This is a genomic window from Arthrobacter sp. 01T428 (assembly GCF_056398685.1).
Map to the genome: position 1 here is coordinate 34039 of NZ_JBFTPW010000015.1, position 13739 is coordinate 47777.

General features: G+C 63.7%; 16 protein-coding genes. 8 read left to right on the forward strand and 8 right to left on the reverse strand.

Going from position 1 to position 13739, the window contains the following annotated elements:
• Positions 1–18: 18 nt before the first annotated feature.
• The 3 genes from AC1DJB_RS16115 (at position 19) to AC1DJB_RS16125 (ending at position 3058) form a co-directional block, all read left to right on the forward strand.
• On the forward strand, positions 19–972 hold the full coding sequence (locus AC1DJB_RS16115) for a 1,4-dihydroxy-2-naphthoyl-CoA synthase (protein WP_059389529.1): 954 nt from the start codon (positions 19–21) through the stop codon (positions 970–972).
• Between the two features lie 9 nt (positions 973–981).
• A complete protein-coding gene (locus AC1DJB_RS16120; protein ID WP_476910576.1) occupies positions 982–2115 on the forward strand; it encodes an AMP-binding protein in 1134 nt (377 codons plus the stop codon).
• 61 nt (positions 2116–2176) lie between these two features.
• Positions 2177–3058 (forward strand): 1,4-dihydroxy-2-naphthoate polyprenyltransferase, encoded by an 882-nt coding sequence (locus AC1DJB_RS16125; protein ID WP_441433110.1) that lies wholly within the window; start codon positions 2177–2179, stop codon positions 3056–3058.
• 196 nt (positions 3059–3254) lie between these two features.
• Here the strand turns inward: AC1DJB_RS16125 and AC1DJB_RS16130 are convergent, their stop codons facing one another.
• Entirely contained in the window at positions 3255–3563 is a 309-nt protein-coding gene (locus AC1DJB_RS16130; protein ID WP_059389528.1) for a DUF4229 domain-containing protein, read from the reverse strand.
• An 81-nt stretch (positions 3564–3644) separates the two neighbouring features.
• Here AC1DJB_RS16130 and AC1DJB_RS16135 point away from each other — a divergent pair, with 81 nt between their 5' ends.
• Complete coding sequence (locus tag AC1DJB_RS16135; RefSeq protein ID WP_059389527.1) at positions 3645–4022, forward strand: PLD nuclease N-terminal domain-containing protein; 378 nt, start codon at positions 3645–3647, stop codon at positions 4020–4022.
• 152 nt (positions 4023–4174) lie between these two features.
• Here the strand turns inward: AC1DJB_RS16135 and ccsB are convergent, their stop codons facing one another.
• Genes ccsB through AC1DJB_RS16160 form a run of 5 tightly spaced genes read right to left on the reverse strand, consistent with a single transcriptional unit; the run spans position 4175 to position 9063 of the window.
• Positions 4175–5239, reverse strand: a complete 1065-nt coding sequence (ccsB, locus tag AC1DJB_RS16140) for a c-type cytochrome biogenesis protein CcsB (protein WP_332602659.1) — start codon at positions 5237–5239, stop codon at positions 4175–4177.
• Positions 5239–6978, reverse strand: coding sequence for a cytochrome c biogenesis protein ResB (gene resB, locus AC1DJB_RS16145; RefSeq protein ID WP_441433111.1), 1740 nt, complete (start codon positions 6976–6978; stop codon positions 5239–5241). Before resB ends, ccsB begins: the two co-directional genes overlap by 1 nt.
• The gene (locus tag AC1DJB_RS16150) at positions 6978–7733 is read right to left on the reverse strand and encodes a cytochrome c biogenesis CcdA family protein (RefSeq protein WP_059389523.1); all 756 of its coding nucleotides are present in this window, start codon (positions 7731–7733) and stop codon (positions 6978–6980) included. Before AC1DJB_RS16150 ends, resB begins: the two co-directional genes overlap by 1 nt.
• A gap of 14 nt (positions 7734–7747) precedes the next feature.
• Positions 7748–8398, reverse strand: a complete 651-nt coding sequence (locus tag AC1DJB_RS16155; protein WP_113990710.1) for a TlpA family protein disulfide reductase — start codon at positions 8396–8398, stop codon at positions 7748–7750.
• Positions 8399–8400: 2 nt separating this feature from the next.
• Positions 8401–9063, reverse strand: a complete 663-nt coding sequence (locus AC1DJB_RS16160) for a histidine phosphatase family protein (RefSeq protein WP_332602657.1) — start codon at positions 9061–9063, stop codon at positions 8401–8403.
• A gap of 203 nt (positions 9064–9266) precedes the next feature.
• Between AC1DJB_RS16160 and AC1DJB_RS16165 the strand changes: the two genes are divergently transcribed.
• From AC1DJB_RS16165 to AC1DJB_RS16175, 3 genes are all read left to right on the forward strand, one after another.
• Entirely contained in the window at positions 9267–9815 is a 549-nt protein-coding gene (locus AC1DJB_RS16165; protein WP_284990081.1) for a YceI family protein, read from the forward strand.
• Between the two features lie 199 nt (positions 9816–10014).
• Complete coding sequence (locus AC1DJB_RS16170) at positions 10015–10689, forward strand: hypothetical protein (RefSeq protein WP_441433112.1); 675 nt, start codon at positions 10015–10017, stop codon at positions 10687–10689.
• Between the two features lie 243 nt (positions 10690–10932).
• Positions 10933–11742 (forward strand): hypothetical protein, encoded by an 810-nt coding sequence (locus tag AC1DJB_RS16175; RefSeq protein WP_332602656.1) that lies wholly within the window; start codon positions 10933–10935, stop codon positions 11740–11742.
• A gap of 46 nt (positions 11743–11788) precedes the next feature.
• Here AC1DJB_RS16175 and AC1DJB_RS16180 read toward each other — a convergent pair whose 3' ends face one another.
• Together AC1DJB_RS16180 and AC1DJB_RS16185 are read right to left on the reverse strand one after the other, a co-directional pair.
• Complete coding sequence (locus AC1DJB_RS16180) at positions 11789–12496, reverse strand: redox-sensing transcriptional repressor Rex (RefSeq protein WP_059389518.1); 708 nt, start codon at positions 12494–12496, stop codon at positions 11789–11791.
• A gap of 51 nt (positions 12497–12547) precedes the next feature.
• Positions 12548–12802 (reverse strand): glutaredoxin family protein, encoded by a 255-nt coding sequence (locus AC1DJB_RS16185; RefSeq protein WP_059389517.1) that lies wholly within the window; start codon positions 12800–12802, stop codon positions 12548–12550.
• Between the two features lie 77 nt (positions 12803–12879).
• On the opposite strand from AC1DJB_RS16185, the gene AC1DJB_RS16190 reads away from it, so the two are divergent.
• Positions 12880–13698: an HAD family hydrolase gene (locus AC1DJB_RS16190; protein ID WP_284990086.1), complete on the forward strand. Its 819-nt coding sequence runs from the start codon at positions 12880–12882 to the stop codon at positions 13696–13698.
• Positions 13699–13739: the final 41 nt, after the last annotated feature.

The window sequence follows — 13739 nt, forward strand, 5'->3', positions numbered from 1 at the left end:
GATTACTAGACTCTGAGGGTGAGCAACGACTTCCCCGCCAAGGTATCCGACGTCTTTGACCCGTCGCGCTGGCGTACCGTGTCCGGTTTCGACGATTTCCAGGACATGACGTACCACCGGCAGGTCGAGCGGGACGCAGACGGAAAGGTGACGAGGGACCTTCCGACGGTCCGGATCGCTTTCAACCGCCCGGAGGTCCGCAATGCCTTCCGCCCCGGCACCGTTGACGAGCTCTACCGCGCCATGGACCACGCCCGGATGACTCCGGATGTCGCCACGGTACTCCTCACCGGGAACGGCCCCTCCCCCAAGGACGGTGGCCACTCCTTCTGTTCCGGCGGGGACCAGCGGATCCGCGGCCGCGACGGTTATCGGTACGCCGACGGTGAGACGCAGGAGAGCATCGACCCCGCGCGGGCCGGCCGCCTGCACATCCTGGAAGTCCAGCGGCTCATGCGGACCATGCCCAAGGTGGTCATCGCCGTCGTGAACGGCTGGGCTGCCGGTGGCGGGCACTCACTGCACGTTGTCTCGGACCTCACCATCGCGTCCCGCGAGCACGGCAAGTTCAAGCAGACCGACGCCACCGTGGGAAGTTTCGACGCCGGTTACGGCTCGGCGCTGCTCGCCCGGCAGATCGGGCAGAAAGCCGCCCGCGAGATCTTCTTCCTGGCCCGTGAGTATTCCGCGGAGGACATGGTCCGCATGGGTGCCGTCAACGAGGCTGTGGACCACGAGCGCCTCGAGGAAGTTGCACTTGAGTACGCCGCGGACATCGCGCGCCAGTCCCCGCAAGCCATCCGCATGCTCAAGTTCGCCTTCAACCTCGCCGACGACGGCTTGGCCGGCCAACAGGTCTTCGCCGGGGAGGCCACGCGCCTGGCCTACATGACGGACGAAGCCGTGGAGGGCAAGGAAGCCTTCCTCGAGAAGCGCGATCCGGACTGGTCCAACTTTCCGTACTACTTCTAGGACTCGCCCGTGAACATCGACCCCGTTCTCAAAGCCTTGGCCGCCGCCCTCCACGATGAGGGACCCGCCGTCGAAATCGTCGTCCCGGAGGACGGCACCCCGGTAGCGGTCGCCGTTGAAACGCCTGGTTTCGAGGATGCCGCAGTAGTGGTCCGCACCTCCGGTTCCACAGGCACGCCCAAGGCCACGGTGCTCACGGTCGACCAGCTCGCAGCTTCTTCCATGGCCACGGCCATCGCGCTCCGCGGCGAGGGACAGTGGCTCCTGGCCCTGCCGCTGCAATACGTTGCCGGCGTCCAGGTTTTGGTCCGCTCGCTCTTCGCCGGCACGCGCCCGTGGGTCATGGACCTCTCGAACGGCTTCACTCCGGAGGCCTTCACCGCCGCCGCCGAAGAGCTGACGGACACGATCCGCTTCACGTCCTTGGTGCCCACCCAGCTGCAGCGGCTCCTCGATTCGCCCTCGCCGCGGACCCTCGCAGTACTTCGCCGTTTCAACGCCATCCTCCTGGGCGGGGCGCCTGCCTCCGCCGCGCTGCTGGACGCCGCCAGGGAGGCTGGACTGAAGGTGGTGACCACCTATGGCTCCGCCGAGACGTGCGGCGGCTGCGTGTACGACGGAAGCCCCATCGACGGGGTCAGGGTCATGCTCGACGACGACGGCCGGGTCCTCCTGGGCGGCGACACCGTGGCGTCCGGTTACCTAAAGGCGCCCGAGGCGACCGCCGAGGCGTTTTTCGAGGAGGACGGCACACGTTGGTACCGCACCAACGATCTCGGCGAGCTCGGCGACGACGGCACGCTCACGGTGCTGGGAAGGGCCGACGACGTCATCATCACCGGCGGCGTGAAAGCCTCCGCGGCGTTCATCCAGGCGGAGCTTGAAAAGTTCGACGGCGTCACGGCGGCTTTCGTGGCCGGGGTGCCTTCCCGCGAGTGGGGCCAGGCGGTGGCGGCCTATGTCGCCGTCGAGGACAGCTCCCCGGAAGCTGTCGCGGCCTACAAGGCCCGCTGCCAGGAATCGCTGGGGACCCTCGCGCCCAAAACAGTGCTGACCACGGATGGCCTCATCATGCTCCCCAACGGAAAGCCGGACCGGCTGGCGATGATCGAGCTTCTCGCCGAGGTGCATCAGGGAGAATAGACACGTCCTCCCTGACCGTCATTTGCCTTCCCCCAACGCGAAACAACACGAGGTACTGAACGTGGCAACAGCTGCACAATGGATTCAAGGCGCCCGCCTGCGCACCCTGCCGGCCGCGATCGCGCCGGTGCTGATCGGCACAGCGGCCGCCTACGAGCTGCAATCTTTCCGGCTCTTGAATGCCATCTTTGCCGCCCTCGTGGCCCTGCTGCTGCAGATCGGCGTGAACTATGCCAACGACTACTCGGACGGCATCCGTGGCACCGATGAGGACCGCGTGGGTCCGCTCAGGCTGGTCGGTTCCGGCGCTGCACGACCGGACCACGTCAAGTGGGCTGCGTTCGGCGCGTTCGGCCTGGCCATGATTTTCGGCCTGGTCCTGGTGATCATCACGCAGAGCTGGTGGCTGATCCTGGTGGGTATCGGCTGCGTCCTTGCCGCCTGGGGATACACCGGCGGCAAGAACCCGTACGGCTACCTGGGCCTGGGCGACCTGTTCGTGTTTGTCTTCTTCGGCCTGGTGGCAACGCTCGGCACCACCTACACCCAGGCCGGGCAAGTGAGCCTTCCGGCCGTCATCGGCGCCATCGGCACGGGATTGATCGCCTGCGCCTTGCTGATGGCCAACAATGTGCGCGACATCCCGACGGACATGGCCGCGGGCAAACGGACACTGGCCGTGCGTCTGGGCGACCGCCACGCCCGCGAGAGCTACGTCCTGATGCTGGCCGTCGCGATCCTGCTGGTAGTAGTGCTGGCGCCCGCCAAGCCGTGGATGCTGATAGTGCTGCTGCTGATCCCCGCTTGCCTCATGCCGGCATGGCTCATGGTCAACGGCCGGAAGCGCAAGAGCCTCATCCCCGTCCTCAAGCAGACCGGAATGATCAACCTTGGCTACAGCGTGCTGTTCTCGCTGGGCCTCATCCTGAGCCACGGCTTCTAATGCCCGCTCACATATAAGCCAGTTTTCGAAAACCCTCGCTCACATGATGTGAGCGAGCGTCCGCAGGAAACCCCACATATGTGAGCGAGCGTCCGCCTGAAACCCTACAAATGTGAGCGAGCGTCCTTCCCCACAACCCTCGCTCACATCTAGGCCGGTTTTCGCCAACCCTCGCTCACATATGGGCCTTGAGCTTCTAGGCTTCTTTGGGGCGGCGGTCGTTCTCGACCTTTACCGCGGGGTTTTCATCGACCAGCCGGTCCTCGATCGAGGCGTCCTCAATCTCCAACGCTGAGCGGATGGGCTTGGCCCGCCCGGAGAAACGTTCGCGCATGGCGGCAGTCGCGGCGTCGCGCTGCTTCTGGAAAAACAAGTAGCTGATGGCGAACGCGATGAGGCCCGCGAAAATCGCTGCCAGGAACAACCCTGTCTGCAGGAGGGCGAAGAGGACGAAGAGCGGTACGAAGATCGCGAGGCGGATCAGGGAGTATTTGAGGAAAGCCACGGATCAAGTTTAGCGTCACAGCCTGATTGCACCCTGATCGCGCACCTATCACCGGACCCGACGGCGACTAGACTTGACGGTATGCTCCGCGTTGTTGCAGTTGTCGCCGTCCTGCTCGTGTACGTCTATGGGCTGGTGGACGTCATTCGCACCGACCGCCGCGCCACCCGGGGAATTTCCAAACCCGCTTGGCTCCTTGTCGTGATTTTCCTGCCGATCCTCGGAGCCGCTCTTTGGTTCATTTTGGGCCGCCCCTACAACATCCGGCCCACCCCGCAGCCTGCGAGCCACCCCACCGCTCCCGACGACGACCCCGACTTTCTCCGCAACCTGGAGGTCCGCCGTCGCAACCAGGCCGAAGCCGAACGGCTGAAAAAGCTCAAAGCCGAACTCGAAGCCAAGGAACGCAAGCTCAAAGGCGAATCCAAGGCCGACGACAGCGGCGACGTCAACAGCTGACACCTCGCCCATTGAACCTGCGGCACGAAAGGGCTCCCTTCCTGACCTCTTTTGAAACACGAACGACGGCGACACGCCCGCAAGTGCGGAGTGTCGCCGTCGTCGTTAATTCAAAAAGGGTCAGGACGGTAAGGCACCCGTCCTGGGCAGTCCTACTGCGACAGCCCCGAGTAGGAGTGCAGGCCGTTGAAGAACACGTTGACCACGGTGAAGTTGAAGATCACGCACAGGTAGCCTGCAATCGACAACCAGGCAGCGCGGGTTCCCGTCCAGCCGCGGGTGGCGCGCGCGTGCAGGTAGCCGGCGTAGACCACCCAAATCACGAAGGTCCAGACTTCCTTGGTGTCCCAGCCCCAGAAGCGGCCCCAGGCTTTCTCTGCCCAGATGGCGCCGAACATGAGGGTGAAGGTCCAGCCCACGAATCCCACGGTGTTGATGCGGTAGGACAGGTTTTCCAGGCTCAACGCGTTCGGTACGAGCCGCATGAAGCCCAGTTTGTCCACGCCGCCGGCCGCCAGGGTCTTCTGCCGGTGCGATTGCAGCAACTGCAGGGCTGACATGGCGAACGTCAAAGTGAACAGGGACGCGGACATCACGGCGATGGAGACGTGGATGACCAGCCAGTAGCTTTGCAGTGCCGGAACCAAGTGGCCCACCGGGGTCCAGTACGTCACGGACGCGGCCACCATCATGATCACGGCGAGGCCCAGCACAAAGGTGCCCAGGAAGCGCAGGTCACGGCGGATGAGCGAGAGCAGGAAGACCGCAACCACCAGGAAAGCGCCGGTGGTCAGGAACTCGTACATGTTGCCCCACGGCACGCGGCCTGCGCCGATCGCGCGGGTGATGACTCCGGCACCATGGATTGCCACGCCGATGATCGCGACCGCCACCGCCACGCGGGCGGGAATGCGGCGCTCGGCGGCGTACTTCATGTCACCGCCGGCCGTCTGGTTGACGGAGGTGATGGCCGACGTCGGGCGCTCGGTACGGCCGGCCGGTCCGCCGACGTCGTTTCCACCGGCACGCCCGGCGGCGACCGGAACCTTGACCTCGGCTGCCACGGAAGAGGCTGCCTTCAGGTCCACTGCCTTCAGCATCTTGCTGCTCTTGGCGAGGTCCCACGCGAAAGCGATGAACGCCACCGTGTAGGTGCCGGCCGCGAGCAGCATGAAAAGCTCGCTGTACTGGCCCATGGTTTCGTTGATGGGGAGCATTACTGGTCCTTCGAGGTTGAGGAAGAAACGGTGTCGGTGGACTGATCTGTGTGGAGCAGCCATTCTCGTTGCAGCAGTTCGCGGATCGCGGCAGCTTCGCCGGCCAGCCTGTGGTCCTCGCCGCGGGCAAGGAGACCGTACTCCACCATTGTGCGCCCGTCGTCGTGGGTTCCGGTGCGGACCCAGACGCGACGGCGGTTCAGGTAGAGGGAGAGAATCAGTCCGGCGACCGCAAGCAAGGCGAACACGAGCGCGGTGGCCTGGCCCGGATTGTGGTGGATGTCGACGCCGACGTACTTCTTGACGCCGTCGAAAGTGATGCTGCCCTTGCCGTTAGGAAGCGTGTAGGTGCCTCCCGGGGCGAGCGCGATGGCCTTCTCCGCCATGCCGCGGCCATTGAGCGGGGTCAGCTTGGCTACATCGAGCTCGAAGACGTTCTGCGGGGCGCCCTTGTTCAGGCCGAGGTCGCCGTAGTACGAGTTGAGGTTCAACTGCGGGTTGAAGAGTTCGGGATCGCCGCTGTAGGCGACACCCTTGTCCGTCACCATGGCCGTCGGCAGGAAGAATCCCGCGAAGCCGAGCTGATCGGGCTTGGCATCGGGAACCTTGATGACCACCGAGGAGTAGTAGTTGTCACCCTGCAGCTTGGCCACGACAGGCCCCTGCATCGCGACGTTGCCGGCCCCGTCCCGGACCGTGACCACGGGAGCGTAGCCGTTGCCCGTCAAGTAAATGCTGGTGTCGCCAAGGGACACGGGATCGTTGACCTTGAGGACCTGCTTCTTGGCGGGCGCGTCCGGGGTGTCCCTGGTGGTGACGTCCGCCGTGAAGTCGATGGGCTGGCCGAAGTGTGCCGACGATTCACGGTCGAATTTGACGTCGAACTTGTTCAGCTGGATGGAGTACGGCTGCAGCCAGCTGCTCTGGAAGTTGGTGCCGGGGCTGAATTGGTCGTAGCCCACCAAGGTGTTCACGAACGTATCGCCTTCCACCAGGATGCGCTGGCCGCTGTAGCCGAACAGGCCGCCGACCGCCACCGAAACCAGCACTCCGATCAGCGAAGCGTGGAACACGAGGTTTCCCACTTCCTTGAGGAAGCCGCGCTCGGCACCCAAGGACGGCATGGCGGCGTCGACGTCGCGCACCTCCACGCGGTAGCCGCGCTTCTTCAGGACCGCAGCGGCGTCCGAGATAGCCTTCGACGCCGGGATCCCGGCGTCGGCGGGCAGCACAAGCGTCCCGTACTCCGGGAGGCGGGAGAGACGCTTCGGGGTCCGCGGCGGCTGGGAGCGCATTGCCTTGTAGTGGGCGATGGCCCGTGGCGTGACACAGCCGATCAGGGAGATGAACAGCAAGATGTAGATCGCCGAGAACCAGGCAGAGGAGTACACGTCGTAGAGCTGCACGGAGTCCAGGAGCTTGCCGTAGTCCGGGTGGTCGCTGATGTACTGCGTCACGATCGAAGGGTTCGCCGGGCGCTGCGGGAACAGCGAGCCGGGAACTGCCGCGACTGCCAGGAGCAGCAGCAGGAACAGCGCCGTACGCATGCTGGTCAGCTGGGTCCAGGCCCATCGCAGCATGCCTACGATCCCCAGGACCGGCAGTGCCGCCTCGGCCTTGGCCTTGTCGATCGCCTTGCCGGCGGCCTTGCCAGCTGCGCTGCCAGAGGCGTTGTCAGCTTCCGCGGATTCGCTGGCGGACTTGTTGGACTTCGTTTTACCTTGCACGGGCTCGCTCATCAGATCGGCAACTTCACATCGGTTTGGAACCAGTACTGCAGCCCGGTAACCCAGGCGCCCCACACTCCCGTGGCCATCAGGATTCCCAAGAGGATCAGGATGCCCCCGCCCATCCGCTGGATCGCGAGGCGATGCTTGCGGAAGAAGGACATGACACCCATCCCCCGGCGGACTGCGAGGGCTATCAAAAGGAAGGGAATGCCAAGGCCAAGACTATAGACAAACGCCAGGAGCGCCCCCTTCGCCGCGGACGATCCCCCGGAAAGGCTCAGCAGCTGAACTGCGGAATAGGTAGGGCCAATACAGGGGGCCCAGCCGAGTCCGAACGTTATGCCCAACAAAGGAGCACCCCACAGACCGGCTGGCGGCTTGGCATGGATTTTGGCGTCACGCTGCAACCACCCGAAGCCGCCAAGGAACACAACGCCCATGATGATCACCAGCACGCCCAGCAATTGCGTGATCCACGCGTTCTGCGGGCCGGTGATGAGGGTCCCCAATTGGCCGAACGCGCCACCGAGCAGGACGAAAATCGCGGAGAATCCGAGGACGAACAGGCCGATTCCCGCGAGCATGCGTCCGCGCTTTTGCTTCTGGAGGTCGACGCCGCTCAGCCCGGTCACGTAGCCAAGGTAGCCAGGCACCAGCGGCAGGACGCATGGCGACAGGAAGGACACGAGTCCGGCCAGCAGGGCCACGGGGATGGCCAGCAGCAAGGAACCACTCAGGATGGTCTCGGCGAAAGGGCTGTTCACGCTGTCCGGGCCACCTACTCGGCAACCGCGGTGGTGATGAGGGCCTTGAGGGTGCTCTTCTCGATCTCGCCCAGGACGCGGGCGGCAACCTTGCCTTCTTTGTCCAGGACGAGCGTGGTGGGCACCGCACCCGGGGGCACAATGCCGGAGACAGACAGGAGCACTGCGCCGTCTTTGTCATTGAAGCTGGGGTACGTGAGCTTGAACGTCTGGTCGAAGGCGTCGGCCGTAGCCTTCTCGTCCCGGAGGTTCACACCGTAGAACTGGACACCTTTGCTCTTGAACTCCTGGTGCAGTTCCTCAAGAATCGGCGCTTCAACCCGGCACGGCGCGCACGCGGCGAACCAGAAGTTGAGGACGGTCACCTTGCCGACCAGGTCCTGCGGAGTCACGGCAGTTCCGTCGAACAACGTGCCCTTGATCCCGACGGCGGCCTTACGGTCGGCTTTGGCGAATTCCGTCACCGAGCCGTCCCCGGCGACGTAGTTCTTGTTGTCGCCGGCTTTGGCTTGCTGGGCCAGGGCGTCTTCCTGGGCACAGGCGGACAAGCCCATGGTCAATGCAGAGAGTGCCACACCACCGACAGCGAGGAAGCTGCGGCGTGAGGTCAAGGCTGCGTTGATTTTCTGGCCGCTGGTCTTGCGGCTGGTGGTATCGCGGTCCATGGTCATGCTCCGGGCGTCTTCGCGGCACCGGGCAGCAGCACGGCGGCGGGTTCGCTGTACTCCACCCGCGCAACCTTGCCGCCGTCGAACACCAGGGAAGTCAGCGACGTCAGCGTGCACTCGCGTTTGCGCGGATCGTGCCACAGGGGCCGGCCCTCCGCGCTGAGGCGCGTGGCGTAGATGGGAAGCTGGTGGCTGACGAGGATGGCTTCGGCGCCATCGCCGCCGAGTTCGATTGCCTTCAGCCGGGCGTCCTCGACGGCGGCACGCATCCGGGCGACCTGGTCCTGGTACGACTCGCCCCAGGACGGACGCAAGGGGTTGCGGTACTCACGCCAATGCTTGGGCTTGATGAATTCGGAGAGGTGGGCCTTGAGCCCTTCGAAGTGGTTCTCCGCCTCGATGATCCGCGGTTCCGTGTGGATCTGGAGGTCCAACGCCTGGGAAGTGGGAAGGGCGGTTTCCTGCGCGCGGGTCAACGGCGAGGCGACAAGGTAGACGATGTTCGCCCCCTGCGCGACGCGGGCAGCGAAGTGGTCCGCGAGCATCTTGGCCATCTCGCGGCCGCGTTCGGAGAGGTGAAATTCGGGCAGTCTGCCGTACAGAATGCCGTCGGGATTGTAGACCTCGCCATGGCGGAGCAGATGGACAGTTGCTTGGGGCATGTTTACCAGTTTCTCAAAGAAGGCGGGCGATCTGAAATCTTCTACGTTTCGTAGAACTGAAAGTTTCTTCAGAATGTTCCCTGAAGGTGGAATAAAAGATGCATTTGCATGTTTATACTTGACACAAGGTTCGGTTGACACTTCAACTAAGTACGGCCGAACGACCGATGAAGCTACGATCACACCTTCCCAAGGAGAACCCCATGACTCTTCCCGCAAACGTCACCACCGGCGTCTGGACCCTCGACAACTCGCACAGCGAGATCGGCTTCACCGTCCGCCACGCAGGCATCAGCAAGGTCCGCGGCCAGTTCACCGAGGCAGAAGCCACCCTTGAACTCGGCGGCAGCCTGGCCGACTCCAAGGTCGCCGCAAGCATCCAGACCGCCAGCTTCGACTCCGGCGACGCCAACCGCGACGGCCACGTCAAGGGCGAGGACTTCTTCGATGTGGAGAAGTTCCCGGAAATCACTTTCGTCTCCCGCCACGTCAAGGCCAACGGAGACAGCTTCGACCTCGTGGGCGATCTGACCATCAAGGGCGTCTCCAAAGAGGTCACCATCGAAACCGAGTTCAACGGCGTAGCCGTTGACCCGTTCGGCAACACCCGCGCAGGCGTTTCCGGTGAGACCACCATCAGCCGCAAGGACTTCGGCCTGACCTGGAACGCAGTGCTCGAGGCCGGTGGCGTCCTGGTCAGCGACAAGGTTGTCATTAACCTCGAACTGGCCTTCATCGCACCTGCCGCCTAATCCCCCAGGTTCCCAATCCCCCGGGTTAAAGGGCGGAATGGCGCCTTCGGGGCTGCACACGATCACGTGCGCAGCCCCGGAGGCGCCATTTTTTGCTCGCGGTATCACCCGCCTATTGTTCGGGTGAAAGCCGATACTTAGCGGCGAATTAGCCAAGAATTTCCTATGAATCCTTAAACCTCAGGTCTAAAGTGATGCCATGAGTAACCCAAACGAAGCTCCTCAGCCTCAGCAGCCCGGAGCCCAGCCACCGCAGCCCGGCAATGTCCCTCCTGCGGGTTACCAGCCTCCGCAGGGATACCAAGCACCTCCTTCTTACCAAGCGCCTCCCTCTTACCAGCAGCCAACCCCCGGATACCAGCAGCAGGGCCAACCCGGACAGGGAGAAGGTTTCCACTTCGAGATGCCTACCGACGGTCCGAAGAACTTCAACGATGTCCTTCCCAAGGGCGGTTTTTCAGGCATGTTCAAAGTGACCGGAATGCCCACAGAGTTGAAGGTCTCCTACTGGATCTGGCTTATTGGCGGACTCCTGGCCCTCTTGGGTGGCCTGCTCGGCCTCTTCGGCTCCATTGTGCTCTTCACGCTCGCGCCGGCAATCGCCGTCGTCGTCCTCCTTCTGGTACTGATAGCGCTGGTTGTGGCGGCCGCCCAAATCGTCTTCGCGATGAAGATGAAGGAAGGCAAGGAGTGGGCCCGCCTCGCACTGACCGTCATTGCGGGAATTTCCCTGATCCTCTCGATCGTGGGGGGAGCGATGGCAAATGGACAGAGCAACAACTGGTTCAGCTTCGTCATCAGCCTCATTGCAACGGTCCTGATGTGGCTGCCCAATTCGCAGGCGTGGTTCAAGTCAGTGAAGGGCGCCGTCTAGCCAACCCGTTACAAGCCGGAATTTCATAGCTGAAGGCCGCGGCCGGTCCCGGAAGGACCCCGCGGCCTTCCGTTTGTCCATGCAGGATTCACGGGAGCTCCGCCGAAGCTTGTTCAGCGAGAATTCTTCCCGTGAATCATCACCAGCGCTGTGCCGTCGGGGTACGGTGGAATTAAGCCGAGCTGGGGGCGGGGCACGTTGCACCCGGCAGCCGTATCTGCAGTCGACACGCAAAGGAATGCCATGAGCACCCCTCCGTACCCGCCGTCCACTCCGGGCGAGAATCCCACCCCTGAGGAGCCGAAATACGGCCAGCAGACACCCCAGCAGGGTCAGCCGCCGCAATACGGCCAACAAGCTCCTCAGTTCGGGCAGCCTTCGGCTCCGCAGTACGGCCAGCAGGCGCCCCAGCAGCCGTCCGCACCCCAGTACGGGCAACAGGCTCCCCAGTACGGGCAGCCGTCCGCACCCCAGTATGGACAACAGGCTCCCCAGTACGGGCAGCAGCCGCAGTACGGGCAGCCTTCCGTCCCGCAGTACGGGCAGGGCGGCCCCGTCACTTGGCCGAGCCAGCAGCCCGCTGCGACGTCCGGAGTCCCGCAGTTGGTCAACATCTCCTTCTGGCTGATGATTGCCGCAGGGGTGCTGACCTTGATCGGCATTCCCTTCACTATCGCTACGCTGAACTCGCCGGCAGGCAAGAACATGTTCAACCAGGCCCTGTCGGCGCAAGGAAGCAACGCTTCAGGCATAGACACAAGCACCTTCATCGGCATTGCGATCACGTTCCTGGTTATCTTCTCGGTGATCTTTGCCGGGCTCTACGCATTGGTTGCGTTCAATGTCCGGAAGGGGAAGAACTGGGCCCGCATCCTGGGCACGGTCTTCGCTGGAATTTCCCTGCTGGGCCTGACCCAGATCGGCATGGGCACCATCACCATCCTCTTGGGCATCGCCGCGATCGTGATGCTCTATTTGCCGGCCTCGGCGCCGTACTTCCGGAAAGCCCAGCCGTTCGCGAACCCTTACGGCCAGGCGCCGTACGGCCGCTAGGCGCTAGACGCTAAAACCAAAACAACGGGTGCAGACCCGGTCCGGCCTAAATGGCCTGGCCCGGGGTCTGTGCCCGTTGTGCGTGATACGCCAGGATCTGGAGCTCAGTGGCCATGTCCACTTTGCGCAGATTCACGTACGGAGGAACTTGCAGCAGCACCGGGGCAAAGCTGAGGATGCTGCGGATACCCGCGCTAATCACGCGGTCGCAGACGCCTTGTGCCACCGCGGCCGGGAGGGCCAGGACAACCATGTTGGTTCCGGTCCGCTGAAGGACCGTTTCAAGATTGGCGGCGTCGCTGACCCGCAGCCAGCCGACCTCGTTCCCGATAATCATGGGATCGGCATCGAGGATCGCCACCACGTCGAAACCGCGCGACTCGAAGCCGCCGTATCGTGCCAAGGCCTTGCCCAGGTTGCCGGCGCCCACAATGGCCACTTTCCAGTCGTGGGTCAGGCCGAGCGCCGCCGCGATGTGCCGGCTCAGGTATTGGACCTCGTACCCGACGCCACGCGTTCCGTAGGAGCCGACGTAGGAGAGGTCTTTGCGCAAGGTGGACGAACTGACTCCGGACGCCTCAGCCAACGCCTCGGAGGAAACCCGTTCCACGCCTTCACCGAGCAGGGAGTTCAGAGCGCGCAGGTAAAGCGTCATCCGGGCCACAGCCGCGGGCGGTATCTGCTTCGCGGCAGACTCCTTGTCCCCGGGTACAGCCTCGGCGGACGGTTCCAGCGCAGTCACGTTCTTCTCCATTGCGTCGCTTTGTTTTCCCACTCTATTGCCAACAAAGCTCTGCACGCATGTTCAGGCGGCGATGGCCTTCTTCAGGACCCGCACCAATCGTGCCTCATCGATTTTCCAGAAATCCCGCTGGATTCCGTCCACGAATACCACCGGGATCTCCTCGGCGTAGCGCTCGCGCAGTGCCGGGTCAGTGTCGATTGACTGTTCGGTCCACGTGAGCCCAAGGCTTGAGGTCACGCGTTCGACGGCGTCCCGCGCCGCGGCGCAAAGGTGGCAGTCAGCTTTGGTGAGGAGTACGACGTCGGGATTTGGCATGGTTCAACGGTATCGCTTCAGCGTCGTCACGGCAGTCGCGAACGGCAGGGGGCCGGACGATTGACTAGACTCGAGGCATGCCCGTCGAGAAGAACGCCGTTGTGGCCACCGCGCCGGCTGCAACGCAGCAACACGGCGAAGCCGCATTCTTCGACGTCGACAACACCCTCATGAAGGGTGCCAGCCTCTTCCACGTTGCCCGGAAGATGTATGAACGCAGGGCCTTCACGCTCTCCCAAGCCGCGGGCTTTGCCTGGAAGCAGTTCAAGTTCGTGCTCCGGGGCGAAAAGATGGAGGACGTCCATTCCGTCCGGGATTCCGCGCTGATCCTCGCGGCCGGCATCAAGGTGTCCGATATCAAGGAGCTGGGCGAAGAGGTCTACGACGAGATGATCGAGTCGCGGATCTGGCCCGGTACCAAGGCCCTGGCGGAACAGCACCTGCGTGTTGGCCGGAAGGTCTGGCTCGTCACCGCCACGCCCATCGAAGTTGCCACCGTCATTTCCACGCGGCTCGGCCTGACCGGCGCCCTGGGTACCGTGGGTGAGGTTGAAGATGGCGCTTACACCGGCCGGTTGGTGGGCGAGATCCTCCACGGGCCAGCCAAGGCCGTGGCCGTGCAGCGCGTAGCGGACGAAGAAGGCCTGGACCTGAAGCGCTGCTGGGCGTACAGCGATTCGCATAACGATATCCCGCTGCTCACGTTGGTGGGCCACCCCGTGTGCATCAATCCCGACGCCGGGCTTCGCCGCCACGCGCGGGAGAACAACTGGCCTGTTTACGACTTCCGTTCCGGCCGCCGGGCAGCCACGCTCGGCCTCAAGGCCGCGACCGTCGGAGGCGCCGTCTACGGCTTGTGGCGGGGTTTCTCGAAGTTCCGCAGCCCGAGGGCCTAACCCCAGCAACCCTCGCTCACATATACCCGCCTCCCCGGCAA